General features: G+C 49.4%; 14 protein-coding genes. 7 read left to right on the top strand and 7 right to left on the bottom strand.

The features are described 5' to 3' along the window. Positions 1-2: 2 nt before the first annotated feature. The 4 genes from Enr17x_RS13240 to Enr17x_RS13225 form a co-directional block, all read right to left on the bottom strand. Positions 3-3,218, bottom strand: coding sequence for a DUF1553 domain-containing protein (locus tag Enr17x_RS13240; protein ID WP_232101047.1), 3,216 nt, complete (start codon positions 3,216-3,218; stop codon positions 3-5). A 150-nt stretch (positions 3,219-3,368) separates the two neighbouring features. Beyond that, positions 3,369-5,228, bottom strand: coding sequence for an ArnT family glycosyltransferase (locus tag Enr17x_RS13235; protein WP_145309428.1), 1,860 nt, complete (start codon positions 5,226-5,228; stop codon positions 3,369-3,371). 133 nt (positions 5,229-5,361) lie between these two features. Then, positions 5,362-5,868 carry an NUDIX hydrolase gene (locus Enr17x_RS13230; RefSeq protein ID WP_145309426.1) on the bottom strand — a complete coding sequence of 169 codons (507 nt, stop codon included), beginning with the start codon at positions 5,866-5,868 and terminating at the stop codon, positions 5,362-5,364. A 150-nt stretch (positions 5,869-6,018) separates the two neighbouring features. Continuing rightward, positions 6,019-6,363 carry an FHA domain-containing protein gene (locus Enr17x_RS13225; protein ID WP_145309424.1) on the bottom strand — a complete coding sequence of 115 codons (345 nt, stop codon included), beginning with the start codon at positions 6,361-6,363 and terminating at the stop codon, positions 6,019-6,021. Positions 6,364-6,772: 409 nt separating this feature from the next. Here Enr17x_RS13225 and Enr17x_RS13220 point away from each other — a divergent pair, with 409 nt between their 5' ends. The 7 genes from Enr17x_RS13220 to Enr17x_RS13190 all read left to right on the top strand — a co-directional run bounded on the left by Enr17x_RS13220 (position 6,773) and on the right by Enr17x_RS13190 (position 12,873). Next, positions 6,773-7,228: a hypothetical protein gene (locus Enr17x_RS13220; RefSeq protein WP_145309423.1), complete on the top strand. Its 456-nt coding sequence runs from the start codon at positions 6,773-6,775 to the stop codon at positions 7,226-7,228. Positions 7,229-7,472: 244 nt separating this feature from the next. Next, positions 7,473-8,057 carry a glutathione peroxidase gene (locus tag Enr17x_RS13215; protein WP_145309421.1) on the top strand — a complete coding sequence of 195 codons (585 nt, stop codon included), beginning with the start codon at positions 7,473-7,475 and terminating at the stop codon, positions 8,055-8,057. Between the two features lie 74 nt (positions 8,058-8,131). Beyond that, a complete protein-coding gene (locus Enr17x_RS13210; RefSeq protein WP_145309419.1) occupies positions 8,132-9,301 on the top strand; it encodes an iron-containing alcohol dehydrogenase in 1,170 nt (389 codons plus the stop codon). Positions 9,302-9,411: 110 nt separating this feature from the next. Then, on the top strand, positions 9,412-10,704 hold the full coding sequence (locus tag Enr17x_RS13205) for a GDSL-type esterase/lipase family protein (protein WP_145309417.1): 1,293 nt from the start codon (positions 9,412-9,414) through the stop codon (positions 10,702-10,704). Positions 10,705-10,758: 54 nt separating this feature from the next. Next, complete coding sequence (locus Enr17x_RS13200; RefSeq protein WP_145309415.1) at positions 10,759-11,682, top strand: 1-phosphofructokinase family hexose kinase; 924 nt, start codon at positions 10,759-10,761, stop codon at positions 11,680-11,682. After that, positions 11,682-12,383, top strand: coding sequence for an ABC transporter ATP-binding protein (locus Enr17x_RS13195; RefSeq protein ID WP_145309414.1), 702 nt, complete (start codon positions 11,682-11,684; stop codon positions 12,381-12,383). The genes Enr17x_RS13200 and Enr17x_RS13195 overlap by 1 nt, the downstream gene beginning before the upstream one ends. A 124-nt stretch (positions 12,384-12,507) precedes the next feature. Next, the gene (locus Enr17x_RS13190; RefSeq protein ID WP_145309412.1) at positions 12,508-12,873 is read left to right on the top strand and encodes a SpoIIAA family protein; all 366 of its coding nucleotides are present in this window, start codon (positions 12,508-12,510) and stop codon (positions 12,871-12,873) included. A 23-nt stretch (positions 12,874-12,896) separates the two neighbouring features. Here Enr17x_RS13190 and Enr17x_RS13185 read toward each other — a convergent pair whose 3' ends face one another. The 3 genes from Enr17x_RS13185 to Enr17x_RS13175 all read right to left on the bottom strand — a co-directional run bounded on the left by Enr17x_RS13185 (position 12,897) and on the right by Enr17x_RS13175 (position 16,531). Continuing rightward, the gene (locus Enr17x_RS13185; protein ID WP_198001134.1) at positions 12,897-14,447 is read right to left on the bottom strand and encodes a bifunctional aminoglycoside phosphotransferase/ATP-binding protein; all 1,551 of its coding nucleotides are present in this window, start codon (positions 14,445-14,447) and stop codon (positions 12,897-12,899) included. A gap of 95 nt (positions 14,448-14,542) precedes the next feature. Continuing rightward, positions 14,543-15,286 (bottom strand): class I SAM-dependent methyltransferase, encoded by a 744-nt coding sequence (locus tag Enr17x_RS13180; protein WP_145309408.1) that lies wholly within the window; start codon positions 15,284-15,286, stop codon positions 14,543-14,545. A 48-nt stretch (positions 15,287-15,334) separates the two neighbouring features. Then, entirely contained in the window at positions 15,335-16,531 is a 1,197-nt protein-coding gene (locus Enr17x_RS13175) for a DUF3419 family protein (protein WP_145309406.1), read from the bottom strand. Positions 16,532-16,557 lie beyond the last annotated feature (26 nt).

The following is a 16,557-nucleotide window of genomic DNA, read 5'->3' as shown; positions in this document are numbered from 1 at the left end:
AATTATTCCCTGTTGATCGTTTCATCCAAGTTGAGAATCAGACTGGCAATCACGGTATACGCCGCGTGCTCCACCATGTTGTATTGCTTTTGAGAACGCGAGTCCCCCACGGACAACAATTTCTTTGCCGCTTTCGGATCGTTTCGAAAACGAATTCGATACCGATTAAAACCGTTCATAAATATTTCCAGTTCCCGTTCGCTCGGTTCCCGTGCGAGTACGATACGCATTGCATACCGAATCCGGGCCGCCGGTGTTTGACTCCTTTGCTTGAGCATCCGCTCTGCCAGATTGCGGGCCGCCTCAACATACGTCACATCGTTCAACAGTGCCAATGCTTGCAGTGGGGTATTCGTCCGCGAACGTTTTACAATACAAGTTTCACGCGACGGAGCATCGAAGGTCGACATCGCCGGCGGAGGTACCGTCCGTTTCCAGAACGTATACATGCTGCGACGAAACAGATCGTCGCCCGTCCCCGGTTGATACTCCTGACTCGCTATCTCTTTCCAGACTCCCTTCGGCTGATACGGCTTCACAGACGGGCCCCCAATGTTTGTGCGCAGTAACCCCGCTGTAAACAACGCCTGATCTCGAATCATCTCCGCTGACAAACGCAAGCGGCTGGCGCGGGCCAGCAGTCGATTCTCTGAATCAGCCTGCTGCCTAGTCTCTGACACATGTGACGACTGACGATAAGTGGCTGATGTGACAATCAACTTCTGTAACCGCTTGACATCCCAGCCAGAACGAATGAATTCTGTCGCCAGCCAGTCCAGCAGGTCCGGATGTGTCGGCCAGGCACCTTGCGAGCCGAAATCTTCGGTTGTTTTTACGAGGCCGTTTCCAAAATACATCTGCCAGTAACGATTCACAATCACCCGCGCCGTCAATGGATTTGCCGGATCAACGAGCCAGCGGGCCAGCCCCAGACGGTTGCGGGGTAGATTTTCTGGAAGGGTACCCAGACTGGACGGGATGCCGGCAGAGACCTGTTCGCCCGGCTTATCGTACTCCCCCCGCATCAGCACAAATGTTGTTTTTTTCTGATCGCGTTCCTGCATCACCATGCTGGTCGGTAAGCTTCGATAATATGCTTCTCGCTGATTTTTGAATTTTTGCAATGCAGAAAACACGGTGCGATATTTTTTCGGAGCTTTGTCTGGCGCTATGACTGACAAATAATAGTGAGTCAGCTTCAATTGTTGCTGCGGCGTGCGCCCGGCTTCCGGTATCTGTACAATCTTCCGTACCGGCTCTGCGACCGATGTGATTGCGGCTCGATCGGACGAGAATTGGAAGTTGTAAATTTTCAAGTCATCGATTAATCCCTGATAATGATCCCGACCGTGATACGCCCCGAATTCCAGTGGTGAAGGAAACGAAAATCCACCAGTCAGATAATTTAAATTAACATCCAGTTCCTGCGATTCGCCGTTCACATATAATTGAAAATCCTGTGCCTGAGAATTACCAGCATACGTCAACACAATATGCGACCAACGGTTCATATTCAATTTTCTTTTCGACTGGAATAGTATTGCATCATCCAGCCAGCGCGGACCGAAATTGATATGTAAGTGGCCCGTTTTGAGAAAAACGCGAAAGCCGCTCTCATCCTGAGCCGGCGTGAGCGATGCGAGTATCGTCCCATTCGGCTGCTCTGGATAAATCTGAAATTCCAACGAAAATGGGTTCTTGTCGCTCAACGTTGGTTTCTGCTTTGTCCTATAAGATTGTGTTCCGTCTAACCGTAGTGCCTGGCCTGCGATTCCCTTCACAAACTTCGGTTTTTCCAAAGAGGTTTCTTTCTGATTGCGCGTCAAGTCACTGGATGCATTCGTCTTCTTGGCATAGAAGTCTGTGTTCTGCTTTCCGATCACTTTGAGATTCAGATCACCGTCAAAGGCAATCTGATAGGCCTGATCTTGCTCCGGAAACGTTTTTTGTAAGTCGCTCGCCGGCGGTTGTTGTTCCCAGTAGGTTTGAAATTTTTTCAGAGCAGGTGTCGCTTCTTGCAGCATCTGCTCATAGCTCTCGATTTTCTGATCGAGTTCCGTCAGTTTTTGTTGCTGCAGTTTTGTAGGTGCCTTGATAAATGGCGCGGCGTTGCCGTATTTAATAGCGCGGCCCCGTTCGGGAATATTATTGAAAAACGCGATTAGCTGATAAAACTCTTTCTGCGAAATGGGATCATATTTGTGCTCATGACAGCGAGCACAACCGATCGTCAGCCCCAGCCAGACCGTGCCCGTTGTCTCGACCCGATCGACCGCGTACTCGAGCAGGTATTCATCGAAGATGATGCCTCCTTCGGAATTGGCCCGATGATTTCGATTAAAGCCGGTTGCAATTTTCTGGCTGAGTGTCGGCTCAGGCAACAAATCGCCGGCCAGTTGCTCAACCGTGAATTGATCAAAAGGCATATTGTTGTTAAACGCATCAATCACCCATTCGCGCCAGCGCCACATATGACGTTCGCCATCCGTCTGGTAACCACTGGTATCCGCATACCGAGCCGCATCCAGCCATTCCAGCGCCATTCGTTCGCCGTATTGGGGAGACTGTAATAGCCGATCGACCAGATCTTCATAAGAGGTTGGAGAATCATCTTTGAAAAAACGTTCCTGTTGCGCCAGGCTCGGTGGCAGGCCCGTCAGGTCCAGACTCAAACGCCGCAAAAGTGTTGATTTTTCTGCTTCAGCTGAAGGGACGAGGCCCTCTTGTTCGAGCCGCGCGAACACAAATGCATCGATTGGATTCCGCACCCAGTCCGCCTGTTTGACTTGCGGAACATCCGGACGGCGGGGAGGAATGAAGGCCCAGTGTTTCTGCCACTGCGCTCCCTTATTGATCCACTGTTTCAGCGTTTCAATTTGTGCGGTGGTAATTTGTTTGCCTGAGGAGGCAGGGGGCATCTGTAAATCGGGATCATTGGAAATCAGACGCGCAAATAATTCACTCTCCGCCGCCTTGCCTTTGACGACCACGCTGGGTGCATCAGTTGTTCCCAAGAGGCCGCTCTCTTGATCCAGTCGCAGGTCGGCTTGACGCTGAGATGAGTCGGGGCCATGACACTGAAAGCAGAGGTCAGACAGAATTGGTCTAACATCACGGTTAAACTCGATTTCCACACCGATTGACGGAGACTCTCCCAGATAAAGAACCAGAATCAGCAGGCTTGAGAACCAGGCAATGTTTCGGACTCGCTGTCTCATCAAAGCAATCTCCGCAGTCAATTCTGATTTTGATAGAACCAGGAACAACACCGCAACACATCAATCATCGATTATATCATTACGATCCATATGAGGCTACAGTCAGGCTGGCTAACACTCAATCTGGTTTCAGTTCAACAGATCATGCACCTATTTTGCTGTTTGTTCTGCCTGCATTTTTCGTAGTGTCACCAAGGATTTCTGCAACCTCTGTTTCGCTTCCGGCGTTGTTAAATCATACAGATAAATGGAGTAGCCGGCCCGTTTCCATGGCTCCAAAGATCGGAAACCCGCAAACGGATCAGTTCCGTGTGTATAAAGCCCCTGCAGATGATTCGTCGAGAGTGCCAGATAGTTCCATTGATCAAGTTTCTCAGGCAACGACTCTTTTAAAGAAAGCGCAGAGATACCATAAGCATCGGGCCGCGCGGTCCCAAAGTAGTACAGCAAACATTGGTCTCGCTTTTCGGACGGCAACTGATCCAAAGCGGCTTTGAGTGCCGGCAGATCCTGTCCCCAATCCAAATTGGAATCGAGCAGATACTGATGCCCCGCTTCGGGACCGCCAACAAGCCGATTAAAGTAAGCCAGGTAATGCGGCTGGATTGATGTGATCGCGAGAATCTGAAATCCGATACAAAGCCCGGCAAATGTGTAAACTAAATATGTCCTTTTCTGAAACCAGTGCCAAACCTGGTCAATCGTAAATAAAAACAGGAGCGGATAAATCGTGAGTAAATAACGCTGCCCTAAATTCAATCGACTGGTGAGAGACAAACCCAGCAATACTGCCATCGCCAGTAACCAGATCTGGGGTGCATGATGCGTCGGTTGCTGCCCTGCTGTAGAAGGACATTCTTCTTTCGTGATCTCGGGAAACTCGCTATCAGGATGACGCCACGTATTCCAGCAATCTCGCAGAAAGAAGGGACACAAAACAAGAGCAAGCACCGTCAGGAGTAATTCAACCGGCGTGCTCTTCCAGAGCCAGGCCAGTGGAAAATAATACCACCAGCCGGAATTGGAAACCTGTCCCATTAAATACGCGTCATGCCCCGCCAAATTATGCAGGAGTTGAAACAAGATACCGGCAACAGGAGCAGGGCGTTTCAGATGGGTGTGAGAGACTTCCATTATCTGTTCGGCAATCGGGCCTCGCCCTAAAACCCGAACCCAGGCAGAATAGTCCGGCGTTTCTGCATAAGACACCGTTTTCAGGGGCCCACTGAAACCGAACAGATGAAACGCCCAGGTAAAGGGAATCAAAAGCAACAAGAATAAGGCAAAAGAAATGGTGACTCGTTTGAGTAATAACCAGAGTTTTTTGTTTGACTCCGAACTGAATTGTTTCATCGCAACCAGGGCCATAATGACCAGTACACAAGGCAATAGGAAGATACCGGAATATTTTGTCGAGATGGCTAGTGATACCGCTACCGCTAGCCACCATAAGTTTCTGGTGGTCGGCTCTTTCCAGTAACGGGTGAGTGTCGCCAAAGCAATCAACGCCATCAATGTGAGGCAGGCATCGGTCGTTGCCAGGGAAAAATGCGCAATCACCGTAGGAGAAAATGTAACCAAGGCTGCGCCTAGAGCCCCCGCGGCGAATCCCCTGCGTTTCAATAACCAGAGGTAAATCAAAAACATCATCGGAAGCCCGATCAACAGCGCATTCATCAATCGCGCCTCATCAATCAAGGGAGGGTCAGAAGGTTCTCCCTGCCACACATCCGCGCGATGACTGCCCCCCGCAAACCAGGCCACAGGTAGATAAATCAGCAGAATGGGAATCGGAGCAACACCTTCCCCGCTGATTCGTTGGTCAAGCGAGCCCTGATTCATACTGGTCAACGCAGTATTCAAAAAAAAAGTCTCATCAAAAGTCGGACTTTTCATACCACGAAAACTAGTGGTTTGAACCAGAATCAGTACTGCGAAGAGCAGTGGCGTTCCCCAGATGATCAACGACCCATACACCAGTTTCGAAGAAATGGCTCTAAGAATTGGCATAGTCGGCTTAAATCAAATAAGAATTGAGATGAGAACCGACCTTCATCATAAATTCATAATCAGGGAATTCCTAACAAATTTTCATCCGTTTTCGAGTTTTTCAGATTTAGCAGATACCCTGAAATTGCCTGTTTTACTCGCCTTGATTCACACGATACCAGCGATAGAGCTGACGGAAAGGTGGGGTAAACTGCTGTTCGTGGTCGTTCAACATCTGGTCTATGACAGGCAGTTCGAAAAATTCGCCTCGTTCGATCTCGAGTGGATCAAACGTAAAAGGGCCATCGGAAAACGTGCGAAACAGAACGGTATGCTCATACGCGTTGTGCGGAGTTCCGGGAAATTTCTCCAGCCTTTCAAGTGGGGTCTGAATGCCGATCTCTTCCAGCATCTCCCGTTCAGCTGATTCCTGATAATCCTCTCCAGCACTCAGATGACCAGATGCGGAAGATGTATAGCAGTGAGGATACTCATCTTTTGTGGCAGAGCGAAACTGCAGCAGAAGTGCCCCCACAGAATTGAACACAAACACATTTGCAGCCCGATGCAGCAACTTTCGCGCATGCACAACAGAACGCGGTAATTGTTCTAAAACCTGGTCCTGTTCATCGACCACATCAAATAGTTCTTCTGATTCCATCGCTGTCAACTTACTTCGCGCAGAGTAAACATAAAAGAGGCGGGAGAAAAACCACTCTGGCAATAGTAATATTTTTGTGTAACAAAGGGGAGTCTGGTTAATACAAACCAACTCAACGCACAACAAAAGCAGACTAGCAAAAACAGAAGACTAAATCGAATTCTCGGAGAAATAACTTTCTTCGAAATCTTCCTGTCTTTCATCGTCATAATAGCTGACGACGTAATTTGCCATGCCAATGGTGATGATGTCTCCGGGGTACAGAGGCGCTTCATTCACTTGCGCAGAATTAACAATCGTCCCATTGGTTGATTCCAGATCACGCACACGGACAGCATTGTTATGGAACGTCAATTCGCACTGCTGGCGACTCAACATTGGATCTAAAATCCGTAGATCACAACCGTTACTTCTTCCAAGCACAACAGGTAACTCATCAACACTGACCTCAATATCCGGTAAATCGGGATGATCACTGATAAGATGAATTTTCATGGAAGGAACCTTTTCACTCTCGGGCAGAGCTTGAATCAGTGTGGTGATTCATCAACATCTGCGTCTGGGGGTAGGCCAAATGGGGGGTAGGACCAAGTGAGGGTAAATCACTGCAATACAAAAATTCACATATGTGAATACTTATGCGTAATTCTACTGATATGGTTCGCGCCATGCAATGGGAAACTGGAAAAAGATCGCAAAATCTGAATTTCCCTCAGAATACGGGAAATCTGCGATTCCCGAATGAACGCGGAATCTGGGAGTTCAGCCGGATTTCTCACACGATGTACCTTAATTCCCAGAAAATAGTACTATTGATAACTTCCTTAGTGGTAAAATTTTACCGGGCCGAATTGTATCTTTTAGCGTCTCCGAATCTCGCGATCGAGAAAGGTAATCTTCTACGATGGGCAACTTTGTTGGTTCGTTTATCCTGTTCCAATCCACTCTCGATCAGAAAGTCCACTGGCTGGCACACTGGAATTATGAACGGCAGGAATTCATGCTGCCCGGTGCCAAAAAGAAGCCTTATGAAACCTTCCAGCATTGCCTGATTTCGGAGATCGAAAAGACTTATGAACTGGTTCCTTTTGAGGACTTTATCATCTCGCAAGATCCACAGGCACATCTGGCTTTCAGTGACAAACCTTCTCCAGATGAGCCCTCTGAACATTATATTATTGAATTGTTTGACTTCCAGGCTCTTAAAAGCTCGGCGCGAAAAGTATTGGAGGCAGACCTCCGCAATCGCTGGGTGAACGAACAAGATATTGAAGAGGGGAGCACTGCAGACGGCTTTCCCATAGCCGGACTATTTCGCGCTCTGCTCCACAAAGCGAACCTCGATGGCCGTCTCTCCTGACATCAAACTGGTTTTTCACAAAAAATTCAGGCTGTCCACTTACCAGGTTTCCGTTTCAGCAACGTTTCAGTAGAATAAGTACCAAGACGCCTTGATTGTAGCATTTTAGATTCCATTCGATCTATAATGAAAACAGTCGGAGACGAGGGACCGTTATGTTCTCGCAAGATGCGATCTAATGAACCACTTGTTTATTTATTCTGAACCGAGCACATTGCCCGGATCCCAAGCTTTGGAGAGATCGATGAAACACCTTAAAACCATGACCATGCTGGCAGCTGTACTGGCTATTGCCTGTTCGAATACCTTTGCTGGCGAGACCGGCAAGAAATCCGTGCCCCCCGTCTTAAAACACAAAATGAAATCTCTGGATGGCAAAGAAGTCGATCTCAGTAAATATCAAGATAAAGTCTTGTTGATCGTCAACACCGCCAGCAAATGTGGTGCAACTCCCCAATACAAAGACCTGCAGGCACTTCACGAAAAATACAAAGACCAGGGACTAGTTGTCCTCGGATTTCCCTGCAATCAGTTCGGTGCTCAGGAGCCTGGCACAGCAGTACAGATTTCTGAGTTCTGCACCAAAAACTACGGCGTGACCTTTGACATGTTCAGCAAAGTCGACGTCAACGGCGAAAATGCCACTGACCTTTACAAATACCTGACATCCAAAAAAGCGAATCCCAAAACCGCCGGCCCGGTCAAATGGAACTTTGAAAAATTCCTGATCAACCGCGATGGTGAAATCGCTGCCCGCTTCCGCACACGCGTCAATCCGCAATCAGAAGAGGTCACGAAAGCCGTCGAAGCAGAATTAAAAAAGAAATAATCCGTCTCTGATTCAAAATAAAAGGGATGCATCTACATGAGATGTGTCCCTTTTTTTATAGAATGCCTTCAGACATGAACTATAACTTTTTCTCTCCACAACAAATCTGTTTCGGCTGGGACCGCTTTCAGGAAGTCGGTCCACTGGCTACGTCTCTGGGCAAACGGGCTTTGATCATCGGCGGTTCCCGCTCACTGGAATCAAACGGGGTGATTGAAGAATTAAAACGCTTACTGCTCCGATCCAACATTGAGAGCGAATTCGTTCGCACCATTTCCAATGAGCCCGAGGTAGCTGACGTTGATCAGACCACCAATCTCCTGCATCATCTGGGAGCGGGAGCAGGGGATTTTCTAATTGGCATCGGCGGTGGATCCGGCATTGATTTGGCCAAAGCCTGCGCCGCGATGATCACCAACTGGGAAAGCGATACCGTTCTCGATTATCTCGAAGGTGTCGGGAAGGGCTTACAACTGAAACAGGCACCGCTTCCGCTACTCGCGATTCCCACCACCGCCGGAACCGGCAGCGAAGCCACCAAGAACGCGGTCATTTCCAGTTATTCGCCCGCCTTTAAAAAAAGTCTGCGTGCCGATGAGATGATTCCGAACCTCGTGCTCTGCGATCCCAAACTCGCCTGTTCCGTTCCACCTGAAATCACAGCCAGAACCGGCATGGATGCGATCACCCAATTGCTGGAAAGCTATATCTCCTGCCGCGCTCAACCCATTCCACAAGCACTCTGTCTGCAGGGGCTCAAACTGGCTTTGCCCGCACTGGCTGAAGCCGTCGAAGACGGTTCGTCCCGCAATGCCCGCGAAAGCATGGCGCATGCAGCACTACTCTCGGGTATCGCATTAGCTAACTCCGGTCTGGGAATGGCCCACGGCGTCGCTCCCGCGCTCGGAATTCACTGCCGTATTTCCCACGGATTGGCGTGCGCCGTCATGTTGCCAGCCACGCTGAAAACGAATCTGTCAGTTCGACAAAAAGAATACGCCGAAATCACCAGATTTATCGCCCCCGAACGGTCATTCACGGAAGCAGAGGCGGCACAATATCTGATTGAGCATATCGAAACACTCAATGATCGGATCAACATCCCTCGCAACCTCTCAAGTCTAGGTGTCACTCAAGCACAGATCCCGGACCTGGTGGCCAGCTCCCGAGGAAACAGCATGAGCGGCAATCCGCGCGAACTTTCCGATGCGGAGCTCACCCAAATTCTGGAAGACCTGCTATAACTGATTTCCTCCAGCAAGTTATCGGACTTGTGAAGAGCACTCATTTCATTCTACGATTGCATTCGTTAAAATGCGTTTTTGACCTTACGCACTCACGGAGAAGAAACTCGATGTCTCGATCTACAGTTAAGCTGCTCACCCTTATTTTCTTTGCCCTCATTTCAGTCGGATTCTCACAGGCTGCCCCACCTACTTACCATCCGGTTAAAGCCAAACTGGTCAAACCCCGTCAGGGGCTAGGTAACACCCTGAATAAACTTAAACAGAACGAAGAAGTCCGAGTGGCGTACCTGGGTGGCTCGATTACAGCAGCCCCGGGCTGGAGAGTCAAAACCACGAAATGGCTACAAAAGGCGTTTCCCCAAGCCAAAATCCATGAAATTCACGCCGCCATCGGCGGGACCGGTAGCAACCTGGGAGCGTTTCGCCTGGATCACGATGTCCTGCAGCATCATCCCGATCTGGTCTTTATCGAATTTGCCGTCAATGATGGAGGCCGGCAGCCGGAATCCATCTGGGAATCGATGGACGGGATTGTCCGTCAGATCTGGAAATCAAATCCCAAAGCGGATATCTGTTTTGTTTATACCTTCCGCGTGAATTATGAAAAGGATCTGAGAAAAGGTGAGTGCCCCCGGGCGGCATCCGCGATGGAACTGCTGGCCGACCATTACGGTATTCCGTCGATCAACGTCGCATTAAAAATTTCTGAACTTGAGCAGCAGGGAAAGCTCAAATTTACATCTGACAAACCCCTCGCCGCGGAGATCGTGCTCTTTTCCAAAGATGGCGTACATCCCCTTGATCAGGGACACGAAATCTACACAGAAGTCATTGCCAATGCCATCCAGCAGATGCAGCCCACATCCAAGCCTGTGAATCATGCATCAAAACTCAAACAGCCATTTGTCACCGGACACTGGTCCGATGCCAAGATGGTCCCCTTGAATAAGTCGATGCTTTCCGGAAATTGGCAAGAGTTGCCAGCAGACGATATTCTGCAAAAACGATTTGGCGGCCGCATGGGTCAAATCTGGGAAGCAGACAAGCCGGGCAGTCGCATTACCTTTCGCTTTCGTGGGACTCAAGCCGCTCTCTACGATCTGTTAGGCCCCGACGGCGGTCAAGTCAAGATCACCGTCGATGGAAAACCGCATTCCAAATTAACGCCACGCTTCGACAGTTATTGCACCTATCATCGGATCGCGACATTAAATCTTGCACAAAATCTTGATCCGGACAAAATCCATTCGGTGACGGTCGAAATTCATCCGGAACAGCCTGACCGCAGCCCTGTCGCGTTCCGTCTGAAAAATCCTGAAGAGGAACTCAAATCTCCCAAGTATCAGGGGACAAAAATCCGCGTTGGCAAAATCATGTTACGTGGTGAATTAGTTCCCTGAAACGGTGGAAAGATCGATCCCTTTACCCTTTGTAGCAGAGAAGGCATTTCGAAAATGATCATCGCAGCCGGCCTGAGCCCGGCCTGGCAACAGATTCTAGAAGTGAACTCGTTTGAGGTCGGCGAAGTCAACCGCTGCCAGTCTGCGCATTGGTGTGCTTCAGGCAAAGTGATCAATGTGGGGGTTGCTCTCCAGCACCTTGGTTGTCCTTGTGAAACCATTTTCCCTGCCGGTGGCTATGCCCGGAGTCTGATCGAAGCCGAACTGAATGAACTTGACGTTTCGTTCCGCGACCTTAATCAAGAAAACCCGACTCGCATTTGCACGACGATTCTGGACCGATCTTCCGGACAGACGACCGAACTTGTTGAAAATGCAACCCCCATCTCGGAACAGGAAGTCAAGGCCTTTGCAGCCGAGTACCGCCGCTGCGCTGAAACAGCAACGGTTGCAGTCCTCACTGGATCACTGCCGGAAGGAACCCCTGTTACATTTTATCGAGATCTCATAGCCAAGACGAAGTGTCCGGTTATTCTCGATGCCCGGGGTACTGAGCTTGAAGAGGCATTATCAGCCAAGCCTTTTCTGGTCAAACCAAACCACGAAGAACTGGAACGCACGCTCGGCCGCGTTCTTTCCAGTACTGAAGAATTAATCAAAGGCATGCAGGACATCAATCGTCGCGGTGCGACCTGGGTTGTGATCTCGCAGGGGAAATCTGCCTTGTGGGTCACATCCGCCAATGAGGTTTATCGGTTTATCCCGGCTTCTGTCGAGGCAGTCAACCCTATTGGATGTGGTGACAGTCTCGCAGCAGGCATCGCCAGTGCAATCTATCAAGGCTGGACGGTTCCCGAATCGATTCGTTGGGGCATGGCCGCCGCCGCTGATAACCTGACACAACTACTCCCCGCCCGACTGTCGGACTCCCGTGTGCAGGAATTGTACAAGCAGGTCGAAATGGAACAGGTCGTCTGATGAGCGAGGAACTCAGTGACCAGGGCAGCCTGCTGGAAGCCCGGCAAATCGGCAGGCAGACCACGGCTGGACAGTGGCTGATCCGAAATGTCTCACTGGCTGTCCATCCCGGTGACCGAATCGCCATCGTTGGTCCGACTGGTTCTGGGAAAACACTTTTCCTCCGTTCTCTGGCCATTCTGGATGATATTCAGGAAGGGGAACTGCGTTTTCACGGAAATCCACTCAAAGACAAAGAACTCCCCGAATTTCGCAGTCAGGTCGTTTACCTGCAGCAACGGCCAGTCTTGATTGAAGGAACCGTAGAAGACAATCTGAAGCTTGCACTGGGATTTCAGGTGAACCAGCACAAACCGCACGACATCAAAGCGTTGATCAGTTTACTAAATACCTTCGACAGACCCGAATCCTTTCTGCAACGCCAGTCCAGCGCACTATCAGGCGGAGAAGGGCAGATTGTCGCGTTATTACGAGCCCTGATTCTCTCACCCCAGATTCTGTTACTGGATGAGCCCACGTCCGGCCTCGATCCCGGCACTACAAAACAGTTTGAAGCGATCATTCTCAAATGGCTTTCCACTTCAGATAAAATCCCTGCCTTCGTCTGGATCACTCACGACCATAGTCAGGCAGAGCGTGTCGCCAGGCAGATCATGACATTTCCCGCAGGGACAATTTTGCCTGTCCAAAAAAGCCATTAAGCGTCTACCACTGTCCTCTGATGAAGTTATTTTAAATAATCCAGAATCAGATTGGAAAGAATTTACAAATCAATTATGCTTACGACTGTTGGACTATCTCTCACCCATTCCAAGGAGACAACCGATGCCTATTGAGATTCAAGACCACCCAGATCAGAACTATGTTGAAATTAAACTTTCCGGCAAGCTGGTCAAAGAAGACTATCACGATTTTTCCCCCATCATTGAAACGCTGATTGAGCAACGTGGCTCGCTGCATATGCTGGTCGTGCTCGATGATTTTCACGGTTGGACCGCAGGCGCGCTCTGGGAAGACGTCAAATTCGATGTCAAGCACTTTAAAGACATCTCGCGACTGGCGATGATCGGGGAAAGCAAGTGGGAAAAAGGCATGGCCAATTTCTGCAAACCCTTCACGACCGCCAAAATCAAATACTTCGACATTGCAGATACAGATGCAGCCAAAACCTGGATTGCGGAAGAGAGCTAAGCGATATTGACTCTAAATGTCATTCAATCGCTTGTTCCCGCCCGAACGCGATTTACCAGTTGAACCAGCAAATCAGTCGTCCATTCCTGTTCTGCAGGAATGGCGACTGCCTCTGTCTGTTCGACTTCGCTCAACGGCTCCAGTCCTTTTAGCTGTTGTTCTAAAACTTCGGTTGTCGCATCAGAAGGATCGCCACCAGCTTTTTCTCGCGCGGCAATCCGTGATTCCAAGACGTTTTGGTCCGCTGTGAAAGACAGCAGTAGAAAAGGAACATTCAACCGCATTGCCAGTTCTCGGAACAGATTGCGTTGCCAGGCTTTGAGCGTGGTCGCATCGACAATCACATTCCAGCCCGCCTCTAAAATCGATTGTGCCAGCTCAGATAATCGCTGATACGTTACTTCTGTCATCTCTCGTGTATACAAGTCGGCGTCGGCTAGTTTTATTTCCGCCTGCAGCTGTTTTCGTTCTACATCCGAGCGAACGCGAATCGCACTCATCCCTTCCAGTAGCAGACTGGTCCCGTACGATTTCCCGCTCCCTGATACGCCGTGCGTCAACATCAGCACGGGTTCTGTCGGCATTACGTATTTCTTCGCCAGTTCCAGATAGGACCAGAACTCTTCGTGAATTGCTGCCTCTTCCGCTTCAGATAAATCATGCTGGCTTAACCGCAATGCGGCCACTTTCGCACGCACCATCGCACGGTAAGATAAATAAAATCGCAGCAATGGAACACCGGCATAATCTCCCGTTAGTTCCAGATAGAAATTTAAAAACCGCATGGCATAGTTGACGTGCTCCCGATCTTCCAGGTCCATTACCACAAAAGCCACTTCGCTCAGCACATCCACCCAGCGCAAAGCAGCATTGAATTCCAGACAGTCAAACAGGGTCACTCCCGTATCACTCAGAATCATATTCCCCAAGTGCATATCGCCATGGCACTCGCGAATAAATCCGTTTGACTTGCGTTGTGCCAATAAGGATTGATGCGATTCGTACCAGTGCTCGTTCTCAACGCGAATCAACGCCACCATTTCCTGAACCGCAGCATCAGTCGAAAATAACTCTTCCAGATGACGAAAGTTTTCTTCTACTGGCGCCATGATTTTTTCCGGCCTGCCATACTCCAAATCGTCACCGGCAATGTCGATTTTCGTATGAAACTCAGCCACTACCTGCGCCAGCGAATCAATGTGCATCGCAGTCAGAGTGCCTTGTTCAATCGCATGGCTCAGCAGATTCTCCTGAGAAAACTGAACCATTTGCACCGCATAGTCAATCACTTCGCCGGCTCCATCCAATTCAGGGGCGGCTTCGGTTCCCGTTATGGGAATGACTTTCAGATAGAGATCCGGCGCCAGCCTGCGATTCAGACGGATTTCTTCCTCGCAGTACTTCTTACGCAATTCCAGCGTGGAAAAATTGACGAACCCCATATCGACATGTTTTTTCAGTTTATAGGCATAAGCGCCTGTCAGCAGCACCCAGGAAATATGCGTCTCCAGCACCTGAAATTCATCAACGGGATGATCATAGAGAGATTTTTTCTGTAGCGATTCAATCAACATGCTGCTTCTTCCATGCTCCTGCTGCGTTAAAGATAATTCTCGACAAGTTTGCATTATAACAGAATCGAAGCAGGGCGCAGAGCGTAGAAGCTGTCTCAACCCGGTTTTTGCGCGATCAGAATGTAGTAAGGAACCTTACAGAATGGCACATACGGAAGCCCCCCCTGATTTTCCGTCAGAGAAATCATTTCAAACCGATCGAGCAGGTAAGGCAAATGATCGGGATTGAGAAATACGTTATCGCCGGCAAACCAGGTCGGCCAGAAATGGCGCTGAAACCAGGAGTGCGACTTTCGATGGACCTGGGGATATTTCCTAGATACGTAAAAATCAACAATTCCCAACATTCCTCCCGGACGCAACAAATCACAGGCATGATTCACCGCTTGAAACCAATCAGGAATCATCGTCAGGGAATACGAAAACGTAACCAGATCCACTTCAGATTCTGGTGGCGCAAATCGAGTCGCATCGTCGCAGACCGCTTTTACGTTTCCCCAGCCTCGATCAGCAATTCGTTGCTCACAGACATCAAGCAGAGGCTGGCACAAATCGACCAGATACGCACGTTGAAACTGAGCTAGCCGCTCTCCCCATAATTCTGCATTCTCACCTGTCCCCGCTCCCAGATCGACCCAGACGCCATCTTTGGCTACGGGCAAACTTTCAAACAATTCACAGCGCCCATGTAATAAGCGTTTGCGGAACTGGTCGTAACCGGCAGCCTGGCCGCCATAAAACGAATTGAGCCGTTCGGCGTGTGTTTGACCATCAATGCGGGAAACCAACAGATGCCACAACGTTTTAAATTCATTCAACCGCACACTCAGATTGCTCATTTGATTCTACTTTTAATAAAGTGTTTAGGACTCGCTACAGACTCTACATTAAACCAGCAGGTCCGCAATATAGAAACTTCCGTAGGTATTCACACGGTCCTGCTCATGTAGCTCCGAGGCGAGATGGCTCTTGTAGTTCAGCAGTTCGCCAACCTCACGTTCCCGTCCTGCAGACTGCACCTTCAAAGGATCAATGAAATCAACTTCCATTCCAGCACTCCGCCAGATAATCCGGGTCTGCTCGGCAGCGCGATCCAGAATCGCCTGCCATTCACTCTGTAGCATCTGAGGCTGTGCCCCAGCCATCCAGTCCATATGGTCCAACAGCACATAGCGGGAAATCGTCCCCGAATGCTGCTTCAAAAACCCTTCCACGGTATTCGTATTCACGGTGACCCGATCAATTAACCCCGCTTTGAGTCGCTCAAAATTCTCCGGTTTGAGATATTCGGGACAACAATCCGGCTCGTAACTTCCCGTCAGATAGACGCGCCAAAAATAGTTATCTTGCAGAGAACGGCTGGTGAAAACCGTCTCAATCCGATCAATCACAAACTGTACAATTCCGCCAGGATAACATTGATCAATCTGTGTCCGTTGAGGGCGGGGCACTCCCAGCATGGACAATGTCAGATCCCGCCTCATGCTCCATTTGATCATCCGCGTCCACAATAAGTCATTCAATTGGCGAGACTGATAAATGCTGTTTTGCTCCGTCACATCCCGAGCCGCCAATAAAGAATTGATATCATTGCGAATCTTGGCTACCCGATCGATATAACAGTTCACAAACCAGGCAAACAAACCTGAGGAACCGCGGAAGTAAAAGCTGGAGCGTTTCCCTTCACATGAAAAGAATTTTCCGTGACGGTCCCAGTACTTGCGGGCTGTGAGTGAAAGATCATTACGCAAATTTTGTGAGTACAAGCTCTCCCAATCCGGAGATTGCCCCCGGCCAAACAAATCAAAAAATGCCTCGTAATCCAGATTGCGGATCGCTGAAAGCTTTAGCTCCAGCAGGGCATTTTGTTTGGGATTCATATCGACCGCATGCACCCGTCGTGGCTCATCCAGCAGATAGTCCAGTGCATTACACCCCGCAGAAGTAATCACCAGAATCTCATCTTCCGGACCAATTTCCAAAGCCCGTCGATCAAGGCGGGGGTCTTCCCAGCAGGTGTTATAAACCAGATTGCCCTGATGAACCCACTGAAAACTCTTACGGCTGATCCGTTCTGAAATCATGAATTTTGCTCCCACAAATTGATCAA

Source organism: Gimesia fumaroli (genome assembly GCF_007754425.1).
Classification (GTDB): Bacteria; Planctomycetota; Planctomycetia; order Planctomycetales; family Planctomycetaceae; genus Gimesia; species Gimesia fumaroli.
The sequence above is the reverse complement of the archived record's forward strand: the minus strand, read 5'-3'. Positions and strand labels throughout refer to the sequence as shown.